The organism is Anaerotignum neopropionicum, from assembly GCF_001571775.1.
In the GTDB taxonomy this organism is placed as follows: domain Bacteria; phylum Bacillota; class Clostridia; order Lachnospirales; family Anaerotignaceae; genus Chakrabartyella; species Chakrabartyella neopropionicum.
The window spans coordinates 32,524-51,692 of sequence record NZ_LRVM01000010.1 but is presented as its reverse complement, the minus strand read 5'-3'; the positions used below and the strand labels follow the sequence as shown (position 1 = coordinate 51,692).

Here is a 19,169-nt window from a genome sequence, read left to right as displayed (position 1 = left end):
CTAACCTACACGGATTTTGCGAATGTAAGCAGTTGGGCAATAGGATATGTAAAGGAAGCATTAGCGGCCCATGGCTTCTACGGAACTACAGCAACAGCCATTTCACCAAAATCCAATTTGACTTACGCAGAAGCGGCACAAGTGATTAAAAATCTCTTGGTGGAATCGAATCTGATAAACGAATGTTTTTTACTTATGGAGTGCTTTAAAATTTAGGGCACTCCTTTTTTTGCAAGTACTTACATATGTGTTATAAGCGAGTGAAATGAATGATTTGAGTTGTTGTTCTATATGTAGAGTCAAAAAATTTTTATAATCGGAGATAAAAACCAAACATCTCAACCACCCCTTGAGGATATAAAAAGATGATGGAATAAATAGATAGCACTGTAGTGGTTAATGCGGTATTTGGGGCTATTTATACATTATTATATAAATATTTATAAAATCCGTTTGATGTATTCCTTATGGCTGGCGTGCGCTGAGACGATAGCGTTGATTCCAGGGTGAACAAGTAGGGCTTGAAAAAGGCTTGAAATATGGGGATTCCGAGGCTTTGAATGAAATTCTTCTGTGCCATGAATCCCCGTAATTTCTTGTAAAATCGCCTGTTGAGAGCTGGTCAATTTCTCGGATTGAGTGGACAGATTAGCGGTAGGTAGGTTTACTATAAAGCAAAGGAAACCCCTTGTAATTGAGTTTTAAACCGTTATTAAAATGCATTTTATAAAGTTTAAAATCAGACTAGTCACTAATAGTATGGTTTCATTTTATATCATTTTACTGATAATGGTTATTTAGAGTGTACGATTTTTACCCAAATTATGGAATACACCGTTGATTCACTACAAATCATGAAAAAACTTCCTCATTATGAAATATAAACAATGTTCATATGGGGTAATTTTTTTTCAAGTGTTTGACATAAAAACGCCTCGGCTTCTTGACGGATATTTTCCTTATAACAATATTTTCCTCTCCCTCTGCCAGTCATCAGCGCACGGTCAAAAATTTGAGTTGCATTGGGAAATGCTTCGGTATTGATCGCATTTTGAACAAAGCTGTATGTCATCAATATAATCTCAATAAATCCATTTTCTTTTACTTTATCACTCAGTTGGTCGGAAAGCTGTTCTATTAATTCATTATAGAGATTTTTCCAATTAGGCAGTAAAATTACTGGTGCAATTAACAAACCCACAGGGTACTGAGAATCTGCCATATAATTTAGCGCTTTTATTCTTTCTGATAATATTGAGGTGCCAAACTCTACCTTGCGAATGATTTCATCAGGATTTACACTCATTCTAAATATTGTTTTCCCTTTATGATCAAGACCTAATAATGGTTGTACCATGTCAAATTTAGTTGGAAATGTTAGTTTTCCTCTACCTTGTAAGGCGAATTTTTCAATTGTCCAAGCTAGATTATTGGTAATTTTATTTTCCAGTAATAGATCACTATTGCTTCCGATCTCAAAGGTTTGAGGTGAAGCAGTTTTGGCGTCAAATTTTAATAGCCTATTTAACATTTCCTCTCGGTTAACAAACAACCTTAGGTATGAACATTTGTTGTAATTACATACAAGATAACAATAGAGGCACATAGCACGGCACCCTGAAGAAGTATAGGGAACTAGCCAGTCGGATATTTTATGATTTTCAGTATATTTATGGGTTTTGCGTATCCCCAAAATTAAATGCTGTTTCAGCTTAGGAAAGCTTTTGTTGTTCAAAGTACATAATTCAGGAATTCGATTATGTGAGTCAATTTCAATCCAAGGTAGGGAAGAATATTTTGTTTTAAGAAATATACCCAACTCATAGTTAAGAATTTGAGGTTCGTAATATACTGCATCAAAATCTATTTTCACAATAAGCACCTCCAAAACGTAAATTGCTGAAATGGTGAACTAAAGCTGGTAGCCAGGCAGATAATTGAGATAAGTTGGAATTATAATTTTAATGAAAACCTTATTTTAACGATTATTATTTATAATATAAGTAGCTACTTGTGTTGCATTTTTCATTACAATAGAAACTCCGTTGCCAGGATGAATGGAACTCCCAACAAAGTATAGATTTTTTATAGAGGGCATTGATAATTGTGGACGAAACATAATATTTTGAAAAAGAGTAGGTGCAATACCAAATGCAGCTCCATTTGTTAAGTTATATTTCGTATTTAATGTAGTCGGAGTTAAACATTCTTCATATACTATCAACTTTTCAAGTTGCGAGCATTTTGTTATTTTTTCTAAAGTTTTCAAACAAATTGAACGAAGTAATGAGATGTTTTTTTTATCCCAATATATATCTTTATGAGATAAATTGGGGACGCGGATCAAGATATTCATACAACTAAAATTTTTATTTGCAAAGCTGTCATCAACACAAGAGGGATAGTAGATGTATAAAGGCGGGGATTTTGGCAGTCGTCCTTTAAAAATATAGTTTACCTCCTTTTTAAATTTCTCATTAATATAGATGTTATGCACGCTTAAAGAATCAAACTTTTTATTAAAACATAATTTAAGAATGAATACAGAACATGTATGCTTATAAGTAGTACATTTCCTTTTCCATTTTTTTGTACCTTTCTGTTTTTTTATCAAATTAGAAATTGTATAACAGTAGTCAGCATTGGAGATTACATAATCCCCAGCTACTCGCTTTTTATTTACTATAATGCCATTTGCTTTACTATTTTTCATATTGATATGTTCTACAGGGGTGTTAAGGTGAATCGTACCGCCTAGTAGCTCAAATACTTGTTTTAATCCTTCCATATAGGCGCCCATACCCCCTTTTATATGATAGATACCTTTTGATTGAGCCACAGCGGGTATCATGGCATAGGTGGCCATTAACCTATATGGGGAAATCCCCATATAAAGACATTGAAATAAAAGTACCTTTTGAAAGTCTTTATTTTTAATATAATGACGTATTAAAAATGATGCAGTTTGAAAAGGTTTTAGGGCATATAGAGTTTTCATCATGTTACGTGAGATTATGACTGATTTTTTGATTTTAAAAAAAGGTTTCGTTAAAAATTGTAGTTTAGCTATACAATAAATCTTGTTTAAGTCTTCTACAAATTTTTCATAGTGGCAGAAAGATTCATGAAATAACTTCTCAAAAGGGTCTTTTTGACAAAACATTTCACTGGAAATTGAATAAGTTTTTTTATTATAAAAAAACACTCTATATAAATCATTTAAGGGAATAAAAGTAAAAAAATCATCTGGATTTAAGCCTATGTCATAATAAATTTTTTTGTATTCTTCGGGTTCAATAACGATAGAGGCGCATTCATCAAAATGAATGTTTAATGGGGAAATTATTTGCGTTGCAGCTACACCTCCAACTTTATTTTCTTTCTCAAAAATTTCCACTTTATACCCGGCATGTAATAATTTAATACCACTATACAGACCGCCAATACCACTACCAATAATAACCACTTTTTTGATTTCCTTCATGATTTGCCTCCAAGTGTAAAAATTTGCGTATTCTACCATAAATTTATAGCCTACGCATAATGGGAAATTCTTTTGAGGGATTATAGCAGAATGTTTTTTTTAAATTTTTTATTGCTATAAGTATTACCCATTAAGTAAGGGGAAATCCAAGATAATGTTTTAAGTTGTTAGAATTAGCATAATTATTAGCCCTGATAAAAGTTGTATCTATTTTACATGATTTATTAAGAGTTTGTAATTTTGCTGATAAATGAAAATAGACTGTTGATAAACTGTTTTTATAGAAGAATTTTTAAAAGAAAAATCAAAAATAAGAAAACAATCACATTTTTGAAATCATCGAATAAAATTTTAGTAATTGGATTAGAGGTGGTTGAATAATGAAAATACTGAATCCTAAGAAAGTTTTTGTTCAATATAGGGATGATATGAGACCATATGAACCTGTTATGAAAAGGAGATATACCATAACTCATTCTGATATAACTGCTGAACTGTTTGTATTTATAGCGGAAAAATATGCCGATGATCAGATTACAAAAATGAGAGATGAGGTAAGAGTTGCTTGGGAAGAATCAGAAAAAGGTCTTGTTTTAATCGGTTCTGTTATTGTTGATGGTATTGACATAAAAGGAATTTCTTCTATTAGAAATAAGATTTTTTATAATGAGATGCCCACAGCATTACAGGCATTACGCCAAGGCGATAGATTTTTATTTATGAACAAACCTGTTTTTGATGAAACACCTGTATATATTCATTTTATTTCTAATAATCCCAAATTTGATAAGATGTACAATTTTGGTAAAATAGGAGATTATAAGTAAGATAGACAAACCAAAGCAACCCCAGCTTTGATTATCATTCCCAGGGTGCTTTTGTTGTTTTTTTGTTTGGTTTATGTATCCATTACCTTATCGGTCCAAAGTTCACACTGTGTCATAACGGTTTGAACAGTATCCTCCATGCCTTTAGGGGTATTTTAAAAAATCAAGTCGAACATAAAAGAAAAATAGGCGCTTCATTGTAAAATTAAATTGAATTAAATAAAATTAAATAAAAAAACCATAGAGATTTTTCTGTGTTAAGATTGAATCACCACAAAACAAACTTAACAGAAAGGATAATCACTATGGACTATTCTAATGTAAAGAGAAATCCTGATAGAAATAAACGAAGTGAATTCAATGCAGATTAAGACGAGGTTATTAAGAGACACATTATTTGAACATTTTCGTAACGATATCAGTGTTACTTTTGATATTCTGCAGACGCTCTATAAGAAAATAATGATGCCACAATTTTTAGGAATTTTGCAAATAATAGTTCGAGATAAAAAACGAAAGAATAGGATGAAAGTTATGGAACGTAATTTGTTAGTTGGAAATGGAATTGATACAAGGGAGGACAAATAGGTGTTTGAAAAGGCTTGAAATATGGGGGTTTCGGGGATTTGAGTAAAAATCTTCTGTGACCTGAAGGCTTTGAATTCCATGTGAAATCCCTTGTTGGGAACTGGTCAATCCTTAGGGGTGAGTGGACAGATTAGCTTTAGGTAGGTTAAATACTTTTATTTGATTTGATATATTTCTAAAATTCAGTTAAAATAAATGCTTGAGTGTGGCATTCAACAAGGTTTTAAAGAATTATTAATTGAATTGAATAATAAATTACGGAGGTATCTAATGATTAAAGCATATTTAGCAGGGATTGCATCCTTATATGAGGGAGAAGATATAGAAATTCAATATTGTATCTATGATGATTTGAAACTCATATGCAAGAAATCAGTAAAAATGGATTATGTGAAGCCTGCAATTGTAGGACAAGTTGCCATGAAAATACTTGTGAACAAATTGAAAAAATATTTGGATAAAGAAATAGTTGTCGTTGTTAATGATACAGTGTTATATGAATCCATTAGAGGAACGTTAAGAACAAAAAATATAGATGTTCTTAAAATGGCAAAGGAAACAAGAAAAAAATTAGACGGGTTTGAAAATTTTACGATTGAAAATGTTAGTGCAGATCATGTGAAGTTGGAAAAATGGGCTGAAGCATTAAAGGATTTTTAAATGTATTGGGTTCTCGTGGCATCTTTATTATTGCCAAAAGGCTAATTCGATAAAATGAGGGTTTCTTCGTAAATTACGGGAGGATTTATAGATGGATAATAATGATATTTTAATTAGATTAAGATATGCACTAGATATAAAGGATACAGAAATGGTGGAAATATTTAAAATTGGTGGCATTGAGCTAACAATAGAAAAAGTAAGGAAGATGCTCATAAAAGCTAAAGACAGTTGCAATCTAGAAGATGAAGTTCAAGACGAAATAGAAGAGAATATAATATGTACGAACAGTGAATTAGAGTCATTTTTAAATGGATTTATTATATTCAAAAGAGGACTACAAGATCAAGAACCAGGTCAGTCTGAAAAACCAGTTTTGGCTATAAAGAATAATCAAAATGTTAATAATATTATGCTTAAAAAATTGAAAATAGCCCTATCACTAACCAGTGAAGATATGCTTGATATATTTAATGATTCCGGATTAAATGTAACAAAAGGGGAATTAAGTGCTTTATTTAGAAAAGAGGGGCATAAGCATTATAAAGAGTGTGGTGATAAATACGCTAGGAATTTTCTCAAGGGATTAGCTTTAAAAAACAGGAAATAGGTGGCGTTACAAAGTTAAGGTTGTAGTATCAGGAGTATTCAACGGAATAAGGCCGTTCTAATTCTGCCATAATACCGACAACACTTTTACCTTGGAGATAAAGATCGAAAATCTTACCCACATTTGTTGCCGTACCTTCATAGGTATTAAATCACCTACAGGGAAAGACAAGGGTGCGAGCGAACTATTGATGTTATGTTAAGCAATGCCTGAGTTATAATAGACAGTAATCAGAGAAACCCAGTAAGCAAGCGGGTTTTCACCGATTACGTCTATTTTTTTATTGCCCTTTTTACCCAAGAAAGGCGTTTTACCGATGGCAAAAGTAATTGTAATTATACACGAGAAGGGCTGCGTGGGAAAAACGGCCACGGTCACTACGCTTGCCTATCTTTTGTCCCAGCGGGGACACAGAACTGCCCTTGCTGACTTTGAAGGTCAAGGGCATTCAAGTATTATCTTTGGCGTGAAAAACAACAACAAATTGGAGGTAACCATCAATACGATCCTTCGCAAGCTGATTAAAGACGAGTCTTTACCATGGTCCGTGGTGTCGGCACCGATTCTTACGGTAATGCCTTTGATGTTGTTTGCCATGGGGTCACCTCCTTTTGGGCAGCAAAAAGCACCTCTAGTGAAGTGATTCCTAAATCATTCGTAATAGAAAATTTTCGCAAAAACGATAATAATGATGACGAATTGTGGTGACAAGGCACAAAAGTGCCGTTTTTGAGCCTTAAAAATGGTGAAAATATAGATGACATAGGGCGTTTTAAGAAAATATAGTAAATTCCAAGGTTAAGTCTAGGTCATAAAATGATACTTAGGCGTAACCTTTTTTAATATATATGGAAATATTATGAAGATGAATGTATAATAAAGCAAAAAGGTACAAGGAACGATGGATTTAATTGTTGCGCATTTTTAACCGATATTGCTGATATGAAATATTATTAACTACTTTGATTTAAGCATTGTGGATTAATACATTGTTTAATTATGATTGGGAGAATTGAAAACAAAGATTCCAGTATTAGCAATAACATGCAATTCGAATATCTGCGGGTTTGTACCATAATGGGAAGTTGGATTAAGGTAAAAAATAGTGAGAGACAGTCTACATATTCTGAGTTCGTAGAGAGAAAAATGAGTAGAAGGAGGAATTTGAGTTGCATAATTTGATAATTCTAGGTGCAGGTGCATCGTATGGTTCTAGTTGGGCTAGGGAAGGATATAGACCGCCTTTGCTGAAGGATTTATTTTCGGTGGCAGCAGATGCACATAAGGAATATAAGAATCCAGATATTGAAATTGTAAAGGAGTTTGAAAGCTTATATCAATCCCTTGAAATAAATAATGATTTTGAAATCTTTTGTACAGCTTTGTATTACATTGAAAAAATCAGACGTGCAATTATCCCTCAATATACATTTTTTGATGATGTAACATTGCAAAATATTCTGAGCAATCATTCTATTATAAATGGTTTTATTCCAGATCCTAAATACGTTAATCTTGCGATAGATATTTTATCTTTTGCTACTAAACATAAAAGATTAGCACAAGAGTATATAGCCTATAATAACTTTCAAACTATTTTTATGGTGGATTTTCGTAATTATATTTATTCATGTCATAGAGGAAACATTCAGTGTGAATATCTTTCTAAATTATTTAACTCGTTAGAACAAAATGATATTGTTGTTTCATTTAATTATGATGAAATTGCAGATTATACTTTACTTAATCTGGGAAAATTAGCACCAGCGTCATTAGAAAGCTTAGGATTTGCAGGGATAAATATTCCTAGTCATCTTATTGGAAAAGTTCCGGTTAAACTTTTAAAGGTTCATGGTTCGTTTAATTGGTATTCTAAATTAGAAACGGTTGGGACAACTCATGAAGAAATTTTTTATAACTTACCAGTTCAAGGTACAGAATTTAGGATATTTGGAGATACTTTGACACGAGTAATTTTACCAATTAAATACAAAGAAGATTTGTACAAAAATAATCGGTTGCTATCTTTGCATCAAGAATTATTTTATAAGTCGTTACAGGATGCCGAAATTATTTGGATTGTTGGCAAAAGTTTTATGAACAATGATATAGAGTTAGAAGAACGAATAAAGAAAAGTTGTGTTGGCAGAAGTAAAAAAACACTTAATATCATTGATCCGAGTGTTCAAGATAATGGTTTTGTTAATCATCATCTTGATCTGTTTAATGCAAATAAAGGAAATTTTTGGACATCACTTCATGAATTCTATTATAACTAATATATTTACACTCTGAAGAACGTAAAGTTTGAGCATATATATTATCAAGTGGAGCAAGAAATAAGAGTTTTATGCGAGATGCTTTCAGGCAACTGAAAGCTGATGGCAACCTACATCATGGTAGCGGTACTTTGATTATGGTGATTGGGCTATCTGGTTGTAATGAAATAAATTATAATTGAAAAATTATAGTAAGAGGAGAGACATTCAATTGAGCTGATGAGCTTCGTATTATGTTTATGACATGCGAAGTAAGCTCGAACTAGTTATTGATATAGGAGGTGAGAAGCTTGGACAGACCGTTGTTAAATGATGCTCATATTTATCCTACTGATGCCGTTCTGACCTCTATATTGGGTAATTGCATTGAAGTTTATCAAACTTTTACGGGAAACCTTCCAGAGTATGGAGCAAAACTGGAATGGCGTTTTTATAATGACGGTAATGCTTGGCTAAGCAAAGGTATTTCGAAGAGAAAAACTGTTTTTTGGATTTCAATTTGGCAAGGTTTCTTTAAAGTAAGTTTTCATTTTACCCAGAAAACTCGATTAGGGGTAATGGATTTGCCTATTGCAAATGAAATAAAAACAAAGATGAGAAATGAGCAGGTCAAGGGGAAGTTGGTAAGCCTAATAATAGATGTTTCAGAATCAACACAGCTCAAAGATGTTTTTACATTGATTTCCTATAAGCAAAGTTGCAAATAGCGGATTGTCGTGAGAACTCATGAAACAACCTGCCGCTTAATCGTTCATTGAAAAACGCATTATGTTTAACGAAAAAGATTTTTTTTATATATGGAGGTCATGCCTTATGAACTATCGTAAAAGTCATAGACTTATGTGGGGGTTATTTATAGTTAGCTTTTTGCTATTAGCTGTGGGATATATAAAAAATGAAATGATTTATTTAGTAATTGGAACTTTATGTACTTTTGCGGGTATTCTTCAGTCAGTAATTTTTTATAGATGCCCTATTGCTATAAGTCTTTAATGGATTGTAGAGATGGCATTCCAAAATATTGTCCGCATTGTGGTAATGAATTAAAATAAGGATAAGGTTGCGTGTATATTTGAATTTCTAGTTATGTTTACACAGCGGATCCAGTTTGTTGGGTACATACTAGTACCATAATGGGAATCTTAAACACGTTAAAATTTGCGTCATCCAGAAATGTGCGAATGATTTTTATATTTACTATTAAGTATTTTGAATCACGCAATATAAGGTTTAGATTAATTTTTACAGTACAGTAATCCGTGACATGGACATGTATTTAGAGTTTTTTCAATTATACGAGCTATAAGAAAGGATAATTATAATGAGTATGAGGGCACTCTCAGGAAAAACACAGTGAAGAATGGTATAATTATTAAAATGAAATTGTGTTCAATTATAAGATGATGATTTGGAATGTTGGATTATTAAGATTACAGAAATCCCAGTCAATGAACTGAACTTGAGATTGGTAAGTGTTAAGTGAATGGACAAATAAGGAGAAAATATGAACGGACAAAATAGATCTGATGTTAAAATCGGTGTAAAAGTAAAGATTGTATTGAAAGCTGACCAAAGAACAGGAAAACTTACAGAGGGAACAGTTGGGAAAATACTAACCAACAGTAAATTTCACCCTCACGGTATCAAAGTAATGTTAACTGATGGACAAGTGGGAAGGGTCCAAGAAATAATTTAATTTAAGGTTAATGAGTGTAATTCGAGTTGCGTATTATGTTAAACTGTGAGAAGAAGGCAAGTTTCATTTGTTTATATTTTTAGGAGTTTTTTACTTGTATGGATGAGAGAATAAAGAAAACGATTAACAATTTATAGAACAAAAATATGGGGGAGTTACTATGTAGAAAACAGACAGGAATAGCTTTCTCTGCTTTCTACACAGCTTGCCGAGGGCGAAAAGATTGGCTGCGGAGATACCGCTACATTAGATGAAACTGGGGTATTCGAATATCTTCGGAAGGGAAAATATACTTTTTATGATAAACACCAGCAAAACTTGACTTCCGAGGATAAGCGAAAACTATAACTCAGTAATTTTGACGCAGCCACTTTTATTACAGGCGCAAACGCAGTCATCATGAATGGGAAGCTGTTTAACATCGATGGAATTGGCAGCCGTGTTGCTCCTGTGATTTATGGGCCCAGGCAGGTCATAGTTGTTGTTGTCATGAATAAATTAGTTGATACTGTGGAAGATGCTATTGAGCCACAAGACAAATTGCAGCACCACTGGATGCGAAAAGGCTTAATAAAAATACGCCATGTGTAAGACTTGGGAGGTGCATCGCCTGCAAACATTAGCGGCGCATCTGCAATGATTTTATTTTGATAGCAGGACAATTTTCAAAGGATAGAATAAAAGTGATTTTTATAAACGGAAATTATGGTTATTGATAAATGTTCCATTATTGAGTAAACTGAGTAAATTGGAGGTTATTGTAAATGAAAGTAGTTATTGTATTTGAATCAACCCATCATGGAAATACGAAAAAGCTAGTGGATGACATTGCCACAAAAAATGAAGTTGACCTAGTCGACGCAACAGAAGTTAATTCTGTTAATTATGAAAGCTATGATATTATTGGCTTCGCATCGGGCGTTGCATTTGGGAAGTTCTACAAGAAGATTACATCTTTAGCACAATCTGTTCCTTCTGGAAAGAAAGTGTTCTTCATATATTCTTGTGGTAAAAACAACAAAGATTTTTCGCAAAACATATGTACAGCCTTAGAGGGTAGGGGCTGCGTATCCCTTGGTTCATATGGCTGCTCCGGGTATGACACATATGGTCCTTTAAAACTGGTGGGCGGGATCAACAAAGGGCATCCAGATGAAAGTGAAGTCAGAGGCGCTGTGGATTTTTATATATCCCTTCTATGACTATATCCACTGTTTATATTACAGATGCTGACAATTGCCATTATATTTATAACGGATAATATGATTTTTTTAATTTGCAGAGGTGATGCGTAATGAACTGTTATAAAAGCAGAACTATGCTGTTGTCTGGAATGGTTATTCGTTTGTTCGTTTTATTAGTAGGAGAGATTATGGCTAAAACTTGGATGTTTGTTGTGGGAGCCATTATTGTGATAGCTGAAATGATTGAATTCTCCATTCTTACCAATGTCCCCGTTGTGGCAAGTCTCTTTCTTGGGTTAGGGGGCCGGTTCCTGAGTATTGTCCACATTGTGGAAAAGAGCTGCATAAGTATTCTTTATGAGGGTGATTTTTAGAAAAGTCAGTTTCTAGTTATGTTTATGATGGACATGTCATCGTATCGATAATGGAATACTACAGGTATTTTATTCTACCTTGGGCTAAGAATATGGTTTCCCTGATTATTTGCTTCCGAACACTTTGTCTCAGAGAGCTATTTCTGCTGCTCTGGCGCTGCTCCAATATGATTCTTTTTTTGGATTCTACAATTATTCCAATACTCCAACATCATGTTTGCCAGCAAGCCAGCAGTGATTATCAGTCCACCGACAAAGGTGAAAGTGGAGCATTCCAAACCGAGTGCCAAATCCAGTATTATTCCAGTAAAGATTTGCCCCACAAACGATAACAGTGTCAAGCGAAACGCTGACACCCTTGGGACAGTGATATTTAACAGCAGAACAGTTACCACCCCAAGTGCACCACCCAAATACATCCAGAGTTTTGTTCCAGTAGGCATCAACCAGACGGGTCTCTGTAAGCAAAGTGCAAGAGCAATGCAAATAGGCAAACCTACTAGATGGTTTATTAATGAACCTACCAATGGACTTGTTTCTGTTGACAGTCTTGAATTTACGGTTCTGGATAGCACCACTGTAATACCGGAATTCAGCGACAGAACGACGGCAAACACAGCCTCTGAAACGGAGTTATCCATCATGATAAAGATACCGATAATCGCAGTAAGGTAGCCAACAATAGAGCTCTTGTGTATCCGTCGCTTTTCTACACCAAGCCACCCGAAGGAGTCTAAAACGACGGATGTAATGCTCTGCCCCAGCAACCCCAAGGCTACGATGTTGGTTATGGTGATGTGCCCATAAGCGTAATTGTTAAACAGTGTTGTAAGCACGCCGATAACGCCCCCGAAATAAGCCCATAGCGGAGCCCGGCTTTTAATTTGTATGTGCTCTTTTCTTATTACGCATATTGAGGTTGCAAATATTACGCCAACGATATGAATAATTACGGCTGCTGAATAAGTGCCATAAGATGCTGTTAGCCTACCGTTTAGCGACACCATGGCAGAAATGACAACCCCCGCCAAGATTGACAGTAAATAATACATTTGAACACCCCCTTTGGATTCATTGTATTATCTCTCCATACAAATCATATAGGACATTTGTCAGGATGATGGTGCATATTCAATACAAACTAAGGGGAGTGAAGGCCATGATAAAGTACCCGATAACTGCAGACTCAAACTCCGACTTGAAAGAATACGGACTTGATCTCAGTTACTTAAAAGACTGTGTTGTTTGCAGATTCGATGCAGGTGAAGTTTTGTTAAATCAAGGGGACATCGTTGAACATCTATTTATTATCATGCGAGGGAAAATCAAGGTGTGTATGCTTGCCGCAAATGGGAAGGATTTGACGCTGTGCTATTATATATCCAGTGGAATTTTAGGAGATGTTGAATTTGTGCAGGAGAACAAATCTGCATCAGCCACATCTATTGCAGCATTTGCGTGTGAGTGTATCAGAATTCCTTTGAACCTCAATCAAGAGTATCTTATTCATAACATTACGTTTATGAATCAGCTGGCAAGTGGGCTGTCAACTAAACTATTAAACAGTAGCTATGCGCACATCACATCGGCATTGTATTCAGGCGAAGAACGCCTGTGTTCCTACATTCTTATGGCGGAGCATAACCAGATGTTTACAGAAATTCTTTCCGATGTATCCAAGTCTATTGGAATTAGCTATCGTCATCTTTTTCGCCTACTCAACGACATGTGCCAGAGAGGGGTATTAGAGAAGAGAGCGTCGGGATTTTTAGTTATAGATAGACAATATTTGACCGAAAAAAGTGCTCGTATGTAAACGCTTACTGCTTTCATCTCAGATATATTTCGATTGGATTATGAGCGTCATCTATAGTGAATACAGTTTCCTATTATGGTTATAACCTATATCGCGGCCCTGCAGGCAAACTGCCACTTTATCCATAAAAAGCAAGCCCTAATGTTTAGCGAAACATCAGGGCTTATGAATTGGAATCATCAGTAGTTTTGCAGCCATTCATAGCTAGTATGTGTATCAATGGGGCGCAGAAGCATTAAAATTTTGAGCGATCTCCATTCATCTTACCAAGTATTCACATGCGTGATGTGCAAATAGCGAATGCTTACATACGGATAAGTATTCAATGGGCGATTATCAGCGTCGAACGTGTGTGCAGCGATGAGGATGTTAGAGGGGGAAGGAATCTTTCCCACGGAAACGATCGCAGGTGAATGACTAAACACCATTCCTTCGAAAGAAAGATGGACAATATCCCCTGGTTCTACCTGAGAAATATCTGTCGCTACGGCAACAGGGCCAATTCCCAGGTTATTTACAAGAAATTTATACAGGAATTCAACACCAGTCCAGGCAGGCGCACGGTTATTCAAGCTGTAATAATACCAGCCGAAGGTCGGTTTGGGATTCATAACCCCTGAACCGGCATACAACACCTGTGAGGCAAAATTTGTGCAGTCCCCGCCTAGGCGATCAAAATTGTAGAATTGTGGATTGCGCCCATATGCCCACTTGTGCGCATACGATACAGCTTTTTCTCGATCATAGTATGTTTTTCTCATGGTTTTCACCTCTATGCTATTGTATGCAGATGACCGTATAGGTGAGTAGGGAGAAATTCATAAAAGTCTGTATTGGCAAATATTTTCTTACAAATAGTAGACCCAAAATACAACAAAAATATATTTTATCTGCACAAAAGCAGTGAAAGTGAACAAACCTTATGAAAAAAATTTCTCGTATCTACATTGAAATCACCAATATGTGTAATCTGTCGTGCAGTTTTTGCATTGGTAACGTTCGTGTACCACGGTTTATGAGTACTGATGAGTTCTCACATGTAATTCAGGAAGCAAAGCCTTATACGAACCACATTTATCTGCACGTACTGGGAGAGCCACTGGTACATCCGCAATTGGAAGAACTTTTGGCTGTAGCATATCACTTGGGCATGATTGTAAACATTACCACAAATGGTACGCTGCTTGCGAAAAAACAGAAAGTACTGCTGAATGCACCTGCATTGCGAAAAGTAAGCGTATCGTTGCACAGCATGGAGCCAGGTAACGCTTATTGTAAGGAGGAATATCTACGAGATGTAGCATTGTTTGTTGCAGCTGCAACAGACAAAGGAATTTTTTGCGAGCTGAGAATGTGGAATTTAGGAGCAAATACCATTGATAATGAAGCTATTTTCACCCCGTTGTGTGGTTTTTTAGGATTGGACAAGGCTGCACAAGAAGCGGCACAGATTAAAATCTGTGAAAGTGGTAATACCACACTAGCGCCGCGACTTTTCCTTGGAAAGGCTGCACGATTTACATGGCCGAGTATGGATGAACCTCCCACGGAGCAACCCGTATTCTGTCATGGGCTACGGAGCCAGATGGCCGTACTAAGCGATGGCACCGTAGTGCCTTGCTGTTTGGATAGCCGAGGTGATATTGCACTGGGCAACATTTTTCAAACGCCCCTTGCTCAAATTCTGTCCGGTGAACGTGCGCAAGCACTTTACAAAGGGTTTTCGGCACGCCAACCTAGCGAAGAGCTTTGCCGCCGATGTGGGTATGCAAAACGCTTTTAAGGAAATAAATAAGTGAGGAAATAATAATTTCGTTTTAAATATAAGCATTTAGAAGTCTGTTTTTTTGAACTGTGCATTATGTTTAATAGGAATTTTCGAATTTCGGAAGTTAGTTATTAGATATAAATTTGGAAGAATTATTAGGAACATGCATTTTTTTTCTGAAAGAAATCAATAGCAATTTTTCCAAGATACTATAATTTTCTTGCCACATAATAAGGGAGAAAACAAATAAAGACGAGTTAAGAAAAGGTGGTATATAATTCATGGACAATCAAGATAAGGAACACAAACGGCGCACCAGATATCAAGGGGCTCATCCCAGAAGCTATAAAGAAAAATATAAGGAGCTTCAACCGGAAAAATACGTTGATACTGTGGCAAAAGTCATTCAAAAGGGCAATACACCTGCGGGTATGCACATTCCAATATGCGTCAATGAAATTCTGGAGTTCTTAAAAATTAAGCCAGGACAAACTGGTTTGGATGCAACTTTGGGTTATGGTGGACACACGCTAGAAATGCTAAAACGCTTAGAATCCAAGGGACATTTGTACGCACTTGACGTAGACCCTATTGAAATAACCAAAACCAGAGAACGTCTGGAGAATTTAGGTTATGGCCTGGAAATACTGACTACCAAGCATCTGAACTTTGCCAATATTGATGAAGTTGTTGTTGAGGCAGGTTTGTTTGATTTTATATTAGCAGATTTAGGCGTTTCTTCAATGCAAATAGATAATCCGGACAGAGGGTTTTCGTATAAAAGAGAGGGACCTTTGGATTTACGACTGAATCCTGAAAAGGGTATCTCTGCGGCTGAACGATTAAGGATGATTACACAAAAAGAATTAGAAGGTATGCTGCTTGAAAATGCAGACGAACCGTATGCCGAAATAATTTCTAAAACGATTGTTTCGGAAATTGCAAATGGAGCTGATATTTCTACGACGACGAAGCTTCAACAAATGATTGGAGATGCCCTTCAATTTATTCCAACAGGCGAACGAAAAGAAGCAATCAAGAAATCCTGCCAAAGAACGTTCCAAGCACTGCGCATTGATGTGAATAGTGAATTTGAAGTGTTATTTGAATTTTTAGAAAAACTTCCGAATGCCTTGAATAAAGGTGGACGTGTAGCGATACTAACGTTCCATTCAGGCGAGGACAGACTAGTTAAAAAGTCTTTTAAAAGCTTGATGAACAAAGGCGTTTACAGCGAAATCTCAACCGAAGTTATCAGGCCGACAGCAGAAGAATGTAATATGAATAGTCGTGCTCGTTCAGCAAAAATGAGATGGGCAATCAAAGCGTGATTAAATTATGATCAAGGAATTTAACGAGACAAGTTGCATGGGAGAGAAGCAGCACATATTTTAAATTATCCGAGAGAGCAATCTGTTGGAATTTATGGATAAGGGATAGGCTATGGCGATTAAGAAAATATTTTGAATGTCTTGTTATTCAATAAATACCACATATCGGATTGTATATTGAAAAACATACTATCTAGTGCCCTAACCATTAGGGAGAAACTATCTAAAAAGAAAAGGAGTGTGAATATGAAAAACATATTTATCGGATTTATTTTAATATTTCTTGATTTTAATTTAAATCTTGGCAACTCACATATTGGTTTAATACCAGATTTTGTGGGTTATTTTGTTATGATAAACGGGCTGGTTGAAATGTCCGAAAAAAGCCCAATGTTTATGGATGCGAAACCATACGCAACTGGTATGACTGTTTTTACTGCCATCCTGTATTTAATTGATGTAGTTGGTTTTTCAGTGTCATTAGGTGCATTGTCTTACGTCCTTGCCATCACGTCAACCATTGTATCTTTGTATATTTCATATAAAATCGTTATGGGTGTAATAGACATGGAGAGAATATATAGTATCATTTTGAATGGAGAAAATCTTAAATCTAAATGGACAATTCTTGCAGTTTTAAATATTTTGGTTTTTGTATCGTTGTTGATTCCAGCATTTGCAATCGTTTGCATCATTCTTGCTGTTATTGCAGCTATTTGTTTTTTGGTTGCTTTCAACAATTCGAAAAATCTGTATTATGATACATTGGAAAACAATATTGATTGATCTTAACCCATGATTTGTACAAATTCATATTTTGTTTACACACTGAAAACACACATTGTGCTAATACCATAAGAATTGCGATATTAAGGAGGTTATGATGAAAAGGTATTTGTGGTTAGTTGGATTGATATTAGCCCTGACATTCTTAGGTGGATGCAGGACTGAAACTGTTAAAAGCGAAATGATATTGAAAGTGAATGATACTTTGTATTATGGAACGGATGAGGTAGGCCCCATGGGAGACGCAGGGTGTGTCGAAGGAGAAATCACTTCTTCGGTTGAGTTGAATTCTATTCCCACTGAAAATGGTTCTTCTAACTTTGGGTGCATTGGAAACAGTTATACATATGATGATGGCGATGGGTTTATAATGGTTTGTTTAAATGATGGAGAGTGGCATTGCTTTTATGCAGAGAATAAAGAGTAGCCTAGTACGTCTCAATTATTAAATTAAACCATAAACTGGCATAAGTCAGAATAGCTCTATATTATGGTATTGCCCAAAAAACATGTGTGCCATTTGAGATTCACATTAGGAGTAGTGAATTATCCGAGCAAAGGCTCAAAAAAAGCAACAGAGTATTTACTCAGCTGCCTTTGATTGGATAATTCCATAGTACGAAACCGCCGGATACGGGAAAAGCATATTTTCATAAAAAACCTCTACTGGTATTGTTCCAGACGCTTTTCTTTAGAGGTAACGAGGTTTTCATTGTGTTTAGAGTTTATCCGTATGCATTATGGCTGTCAATACCACCGCCGAAAGGCGGTTTAGTGCTATGCTTAATGAGTTGCGGAGCATTACCTATGACATGAATATCAAAGAAAGTGCATATTTTTTCAATAATAAGAGTGGAGAGTATCAATGATGGACGCAATAACATCTTTTTTTAAAAACAGAAATAAAAAACAAAAATATCTTGCATTTTTTGCAGCAATGATTACTTTAATATGTATGTATTTATTTTATGGTTTAGAGTTTAGCATCTCAACCAAAGATGATGAAATTCTTTCTGTTGCAATTGATGAATATTTTTTTACAGAAACAGTTGAGGCGAATATTTTGGCAAGAGAGAATATAGGAAGGGAGCTTTTTGTCTTTTTTCAGCGTGATGGATATGTGGGACATTATGGCATTGCAGTTTTGGAGCGGGGCATTTTTGGGAAATATCGCTTTTTAAATGCAGGGTTAAATGATTTTTCCTTATATTGGTGTAATTATGCGGATGGCCAACGTTTAGGTAAAGAATATTTGGTTATCTGTGGACTATATGATCTGCCCAATGTAACAAGCTATGCTGTTTTCTCTTATGATAATACAGAACAAGAACCTCTTTTTCAAAATTCTGCGGAAAAAGCACCGTTTTTGCGTATAGTTAAGACAAATGGAGAAAATATCTATTCACCTTTTACTGCTGTTCACTATTATGATGATTTGGGAGCCGAACTGGATAAAGGAGAACTCCTTGACAGTGTACCAGTGGCAGTAGAGGGGAAAACTCCTAGTGTTGGTAGTGCAGAGCTCGGTCTGGTTTATTTTATTTTGGGTGTGATTTTTCTTTTGGGTCTGTGTTTTGTGCGATATTTCCTTTTGTGGGGGGAAGAAAAGGAACCATCCTCAGTGGAAGTTGAAAAAGGGAAGAAACAAGATTAAATAAATGTATCTATTATGAGCATGTATGAGCATGACCTTTAGCAAATCCAATTTTCTGCTATGTTTATAAATAATAATGATTCAGATGATACGAAATACGAATTATTTATAT

General features: G+C 35.3%; 20 protein-coding genes and 2 pseudogenes. 18 read left to right on the top strand and 4 right to left on the bottom strand.

Features of this window, described 5'->3' with window-relative positions:
* Nucleotides 1-15: 15 nt before the first annotated feature.
* Nucleotides 16-216: pseudogene (locus CLNEO_RS16800) on the top strand (hypothetical protein); the annotation flags it as partial.
* 655 nt (nucleotides 217-871) lie between these two features.
* Here CLNEO_RS16800 and CLNEO_RS12645 read toward each other — a convergent pair.
* Nucleotides 872-1,867 carry an SPL family radical SAM protein gene (locus tag CLNEO_RS12645; RefSeq protein WP_201032933.1) on the bottom strand — a complete coding sequence of 332 codons (996 nt, stop codon included), beginning with the start codon at nucleotides 1,865-1,867 and terminating at the stop codon, nucleotides 872-874.
* Nucleotides 1,868-1,978: 111 nt separating this feature from the next.
* Nucleotides 1,979-3,484: a phytoene desaturase family protein gene (locus CLNEO_RS12640; RefSeq protein ID WP_066089693.1), complete on the bottom strand. Its 1,506-nt coding sequence runs from the start codon at nucleotides 3,482-3,484 to the stop codon at nucleotides 1,979-1,981.
* 380 nt (nucleotides 3,485-3,864) lie between these two features.
* On the opposite strand from CLNEO_RS12640, the gene CLNEO_RS12635 reads away from it, so the two are divergent.
* The 11 genes and pseudogenes from CLNEO_RS12635 (at nucleotide 3,865) to CLNEO_RS12580 (ending at nucleotide 11,702) form a co-directional block, all read left to right on the top strand.
* Nucleotides 3,865-4,311, top strand: a complete 447-nt coding sequence (locus CLNEO_RS12635; RefSeq protein ID WP_066089690.1) for a staygreen family protein — start codon at nucleotides 3,865-3,867, stop codon at nucleotides 4,309-4,311.
* A gap of 858 nt (nucleotides 4,312-5,169) precedes the next feature.
* Nucleotides 5,170-5,559, top strand: a complete 390-nt coding sequence (locus CLNEO_RS12625) for a hypothetical protein (RefSeq protein WP_066089686.1) — start codon at nucleotides 5,170-5,172, stop codon at nucleotides 5,557-5,559.
* Nucleotides 5,560-5,650: 91 nt separating this feature from the next.
* On the top strand, nucleotides 5,651-6,169 hold the full coding sequence (locus CLNEO_RS12620) for a YehS family protein (RefSeq protein WP_066089683.1): 519 nt from the start codon (nucleotides 5,651-5,653) through the stop codon (nucleotides 6,167-6,169).
* A gap of 316 nt (nucleotides 6,170-6,485) precedes the next feature.
* The gene (locus tag CLNEO_RS12615) at nucleotides 6,486-6,812 is read left to right on the top strand and encodes a ParA family protein (RefSeq protein ID WP_066089680.1); all 327 of its coding nucleotides are present in this window, start codon (nucleotides 6,486-6,488) and stop codon (nucleotides 6,810-6,812) included.
* A 526-nt stretch (nucleotides 6,813-7,338) separates the two neighbouring features.
* On the top strand, nucleotides 7,339-8,448 hold the full coding sequence (locus CLNEO_RS12610; protein ID WP_066089678.1) for a hypothetical protein: 1,110 nt from the start codon (nucleotides 7,339-7,341) through the stop codon (nucleotides 8,446-8,448).
* A gap of 290 nt (nucleotides 8,449-8,738) precedes the next feature.
* Nucleotides 8,739-9,155 carry a DUF3788 family protein gene (locus tag CLNEO_RS12605; protein WP_066089674.1) on the top strand — a complete coding sequence of 139 codons (417 nt, stop codon included), beginning with the start codon at nucleotides 8,739-8,741 and terminating at the stop codon, nucleotides 9,153-9,155.
* 106 nt (nucleotides 9,156-9,261) lie between these two features.
* Nucleotides 9,262-9,441, top strand: a complete 180-nt coding sequence (locus CLNEO_RS12600) for a hypothetical protein (RefSeq protein ID WP_066089670.1) — start codon at nucleotides 9,262-9,264, stop codon at nucleotides 9,439-9,441.
* Between the two features lie 511 nt (nucleotides 9,442-9,952).
* Nucleotides 9,953-10,144, top strand: coding sequence for a YwbE family protein (locus tag CLNEO_RS12595; protein WP_066089667.1), 192 nt, complete (start codon nucleotides 9,953-9,955; stop codon nucleotides 10,142-10,144).
* 189 nt (nucleotides 10,145-10,333) lie between these two features.
* A pseudogene (locus CLNEO_RS16795) lies at nucleotides 10,334-10,735 on the top strand (lactate utilization protein).
* 173 nt (nucleotides 10,736-10,908) lie between these two features.
* On the top strand, nucleotides 10,909-11,346 hold the full coding sequence (locus tag CLNEO_RS12585; protein WP_066089665.1) for a flavodoxin domain-containing protein: 438 nt from the start codon (nucleotides 10,909-10,911) through the stop codon (nucleotides 11,344-11,346).
* A gap of 92 nt (nucleotides 11,347-11,438) precedes the next feature.
* Entirely contained in the window at nucleotides 11,439-11,702 is a 264-nt protein-coding gene (locus tag CLNEO_RS12580; protein WP_066089662.1) for a hypothetical protein, read from the top strand.
* A 137-nt stretch (nucleotides 11,703-11,839) separates the two neighbouring features.
* Here CLNEO_RS12580 and CLNEO_RS12575 read toward each other — a convergent pair whose 3' ends face one another.
* Nucleotides 11,840-12,754, bottom strand: a complete 915-nt coding sequence (locus tag CLNEO_RS12575; RefSeq protein ID WP_066089660.1) for a DMT family transporter — start codon at nucleotides 12,752-12,754, stop codon at nucleotides 11,840-11,842.
* A 107-nt stretch (nucleotides 12,755-12,861) separates the two neighbouring features.
* Here CLNEO_RS12575 and CLNEO_RS12570 point away from each other — a divergent pair, with 107 nt between their 5' ends.
* The gene (locus CLNEO_RS12570; RefSeq protein ID WP_066089657.1) at nucleotides 12,862-13,518 is read left to right on the top strand and encodes a cyclic nucleotide-binding domain-containing protein; all 657 of its coding nucleotides are present in this window, start codon (nucleotides 12,862-12,864) and stop codon (nucleotides 13,516-13,518) included.
* Between the two features lie 263 nt (nucleotides 13,519-13,781).
* On the opposite strand, the gene CLNEO_RS12565 is transcribed toward CLNEO_RS12570, so the two are convergent.
* Nucleotides 13,782-14,279, bottom strand: coding sequence for an amidase domain-containing protein (locus CLNEO_RS12565; RefSeq protein WP_066089654.1), 498 nt, complete (start codon nucleotides 14,277-14,279; stop codon nucleotides 13,782-13,784).
* A 161-nt stretch (nucleotides 14,280-14,440) separates the two neighbouring features.
* On the opposite strand from CLNEO_RS12565, the gene CLNEO_RS12560 reads away from it, so the two are divergent.
* From CLNEO_RS12560 to CLNEO_RS12540, 5 genes are all read left to right on the top strand, one after another.
* Complete coding sequence (locus CLNEO_RS12560; protein WP_066089650.1) at nucleotides 14,441-15,301, top strand: radical SAM/SPASM domain-containing protein; 861 nt, start codon at nucleotides 14,441-14,443, stop codon at nucleotides 15,299-15,301.
* A gap of 266 nt (nucleotides 15,302-15,567) precedes the next feature.
* Nucleotides 15,568-16,617, top strand: a complete 1,050-nt coding sequence (gene rsmH, locus CLNEO_RS12555) for a 16S rRNA (cytosine(1402)-N(4))-methyltransferase RsmH (protein WP_066089647.1) — start codon at nucleotides 15,568-15,570, stop codon at nucleotides 16,615-16,617.
* Nucleotides 16,618-16,863: 246 nt separating this feature from the next.
* Entirely contained in the window at nucleotides 16,864-17,403 is a 540-nt protein-coding gene (locus tag CLNEO_RS12550; RefSeq protein ID WP_066089645.1) for a hypothetical protein, read from the top strand.
* A gap of 97 nt (nucleotides 17,404-17,500) precedes the next feature.
* Entirely contained in the window at nucleotides 17,501-17,830 is a 330-nt protein-coding gene (locus tag CLNEO_RS12545) for a hypothetical protein (RefSeq protein WP_066089642.1), read from the top strand.
* A gap of 438 nt (nucleotides 17,831-18,268) precedes the next feature.
* A complete protein-coding gene (locus CLNEO_RS12540) occupies nucleotides 18,269-19,057 on the top strand; it encodes a hypothetical protein (protein WP_066089639.1) in 789 nt (262 codons plus the stop codon).
* Nucleotides 19,058-19,169 lie beyond the last annotated feature (112 nt).

Excerpts from the sequence above, each read along its gene's own strand:
- CLNEO_RS12565 (WP_066089654.1), bottom strand. The coding sequence starts at position 14,279 with ATGAGAAAAACATACTATGATCGAGAAAAAGCTGTATCGTATGCGCAC.
- CLNEO_RS12625 (WP_066089686.1), top strand. The coding sequence starts at position 5,170 with ATGATTAAAGCATATTTAGCAGGGATTGCATCCTTATATGAGGGAGAA.
- rsmH (WP_066089647.1), top strand. The coding sequence starts at position 15,568 with ATGGACAATCAAGATAAGGAACACAAACGGCGCACCAGATATCAAGGG.
- CLNEO_RS12545 (WP_066089642.1), top strand. The coding sequence starts at position 17,501 with ATGAAAAGGTATTTGTGGTTAGTTGGATTGATATTAGCCCTGACATTC.
- CLNEO_RS12620 (WP_066089683.1), top strand. The coding sequence starts at position 5,651 with ATGGATAATAATGATATTTTAATTAGATTAAGATATGCACTAGATATA.
- CLNEO_RS12615 (WP_066089680.1), top strand. The coding sequence starts at position 6,486 with ATGGCAAAAGTAATTGTAATTATACACGAGAAGGGCTGCGTGGGAAAA.
- CLNEO_RS12580 (WP_066089662.1), top strand. The coding sequence starts at position 11,439 with ATGAACTGTTATAAAAGCAGAACTATGCTGTTGTCTGGAATGGTTATT.
- CLNEO_RS12575 (WP_066089660.1), bottom strand. The coding sequence starts at position 12,754 with ATGTATTATTTACTGTCAATCTTGGCGGGGGTTGTCATTTCTGCCATG.
- CLNEO_RS12585 (WP_066089665.1), top strand. The coding sequence starts at position 10,909 with ATGAAAGTAGTTATTGTATTTGAATCAACCCATCATGGAAATACGAAA.
- CLNEO_RS12600 (WP_066089670.1), top strand. The coding sequence starts at position 9,262 with ATGAACTATCGTAAAAGTCATAGACTTATGTGGGGGTTATTTATAGTT.
- CLNEO_RS12550 (WP_066089645.1), top strand. The coding sequence starts at position 16,864 with ATGAAAAACATATTTATCGGATTTATTTTAATATTTCTTGATTTTAAT.
- CLNEO_RS12540 (WP_066089639.1), top strand. The coding sequence starts at position 18,269 with ATGATGGACGCAATAACATCTTTTTTTAAAAACAGAAATAAAAAACAA.
- CLNEO_RS12570 (WP_066089657.1), top strand. The coding sequence starts at position 12,862 with ATGATAAAGTACCCGATAACTGCAGACTCAAACTCCGACTTGAAAGAA.
- CLNEO_RS12560 (WP_066089650.1), top strand. The coding sequence starts at position 14,441 with ATGAAAAAAATTTCTCGTATCTACATTGAAATCACCAATATGTGTAAT.
- CLNEO_RS12640 (WP_066089693.1), bottom strand. The coding sequence starts at position 3,484 with ATGAAGGAAATCAAAAAAGTGGTTATTATTGGTAGTGGTATTGGCGGT.
- CLNEO_RS12635 (WP_066089690.1), top strand. The coding sequence starts at position 3,865 with ATGAAAATACTGAATCCTAAGAAAGTTTTTGTTCAATATAGGGATGAT.
- CLNEO_RS12595 (WP_066089667.1), top strand. The coding sequence starts at position 9,953 with ATGAACGGACAAAATAGATCTGATGTTAAAATCGGTGTAAAAGTAAAG.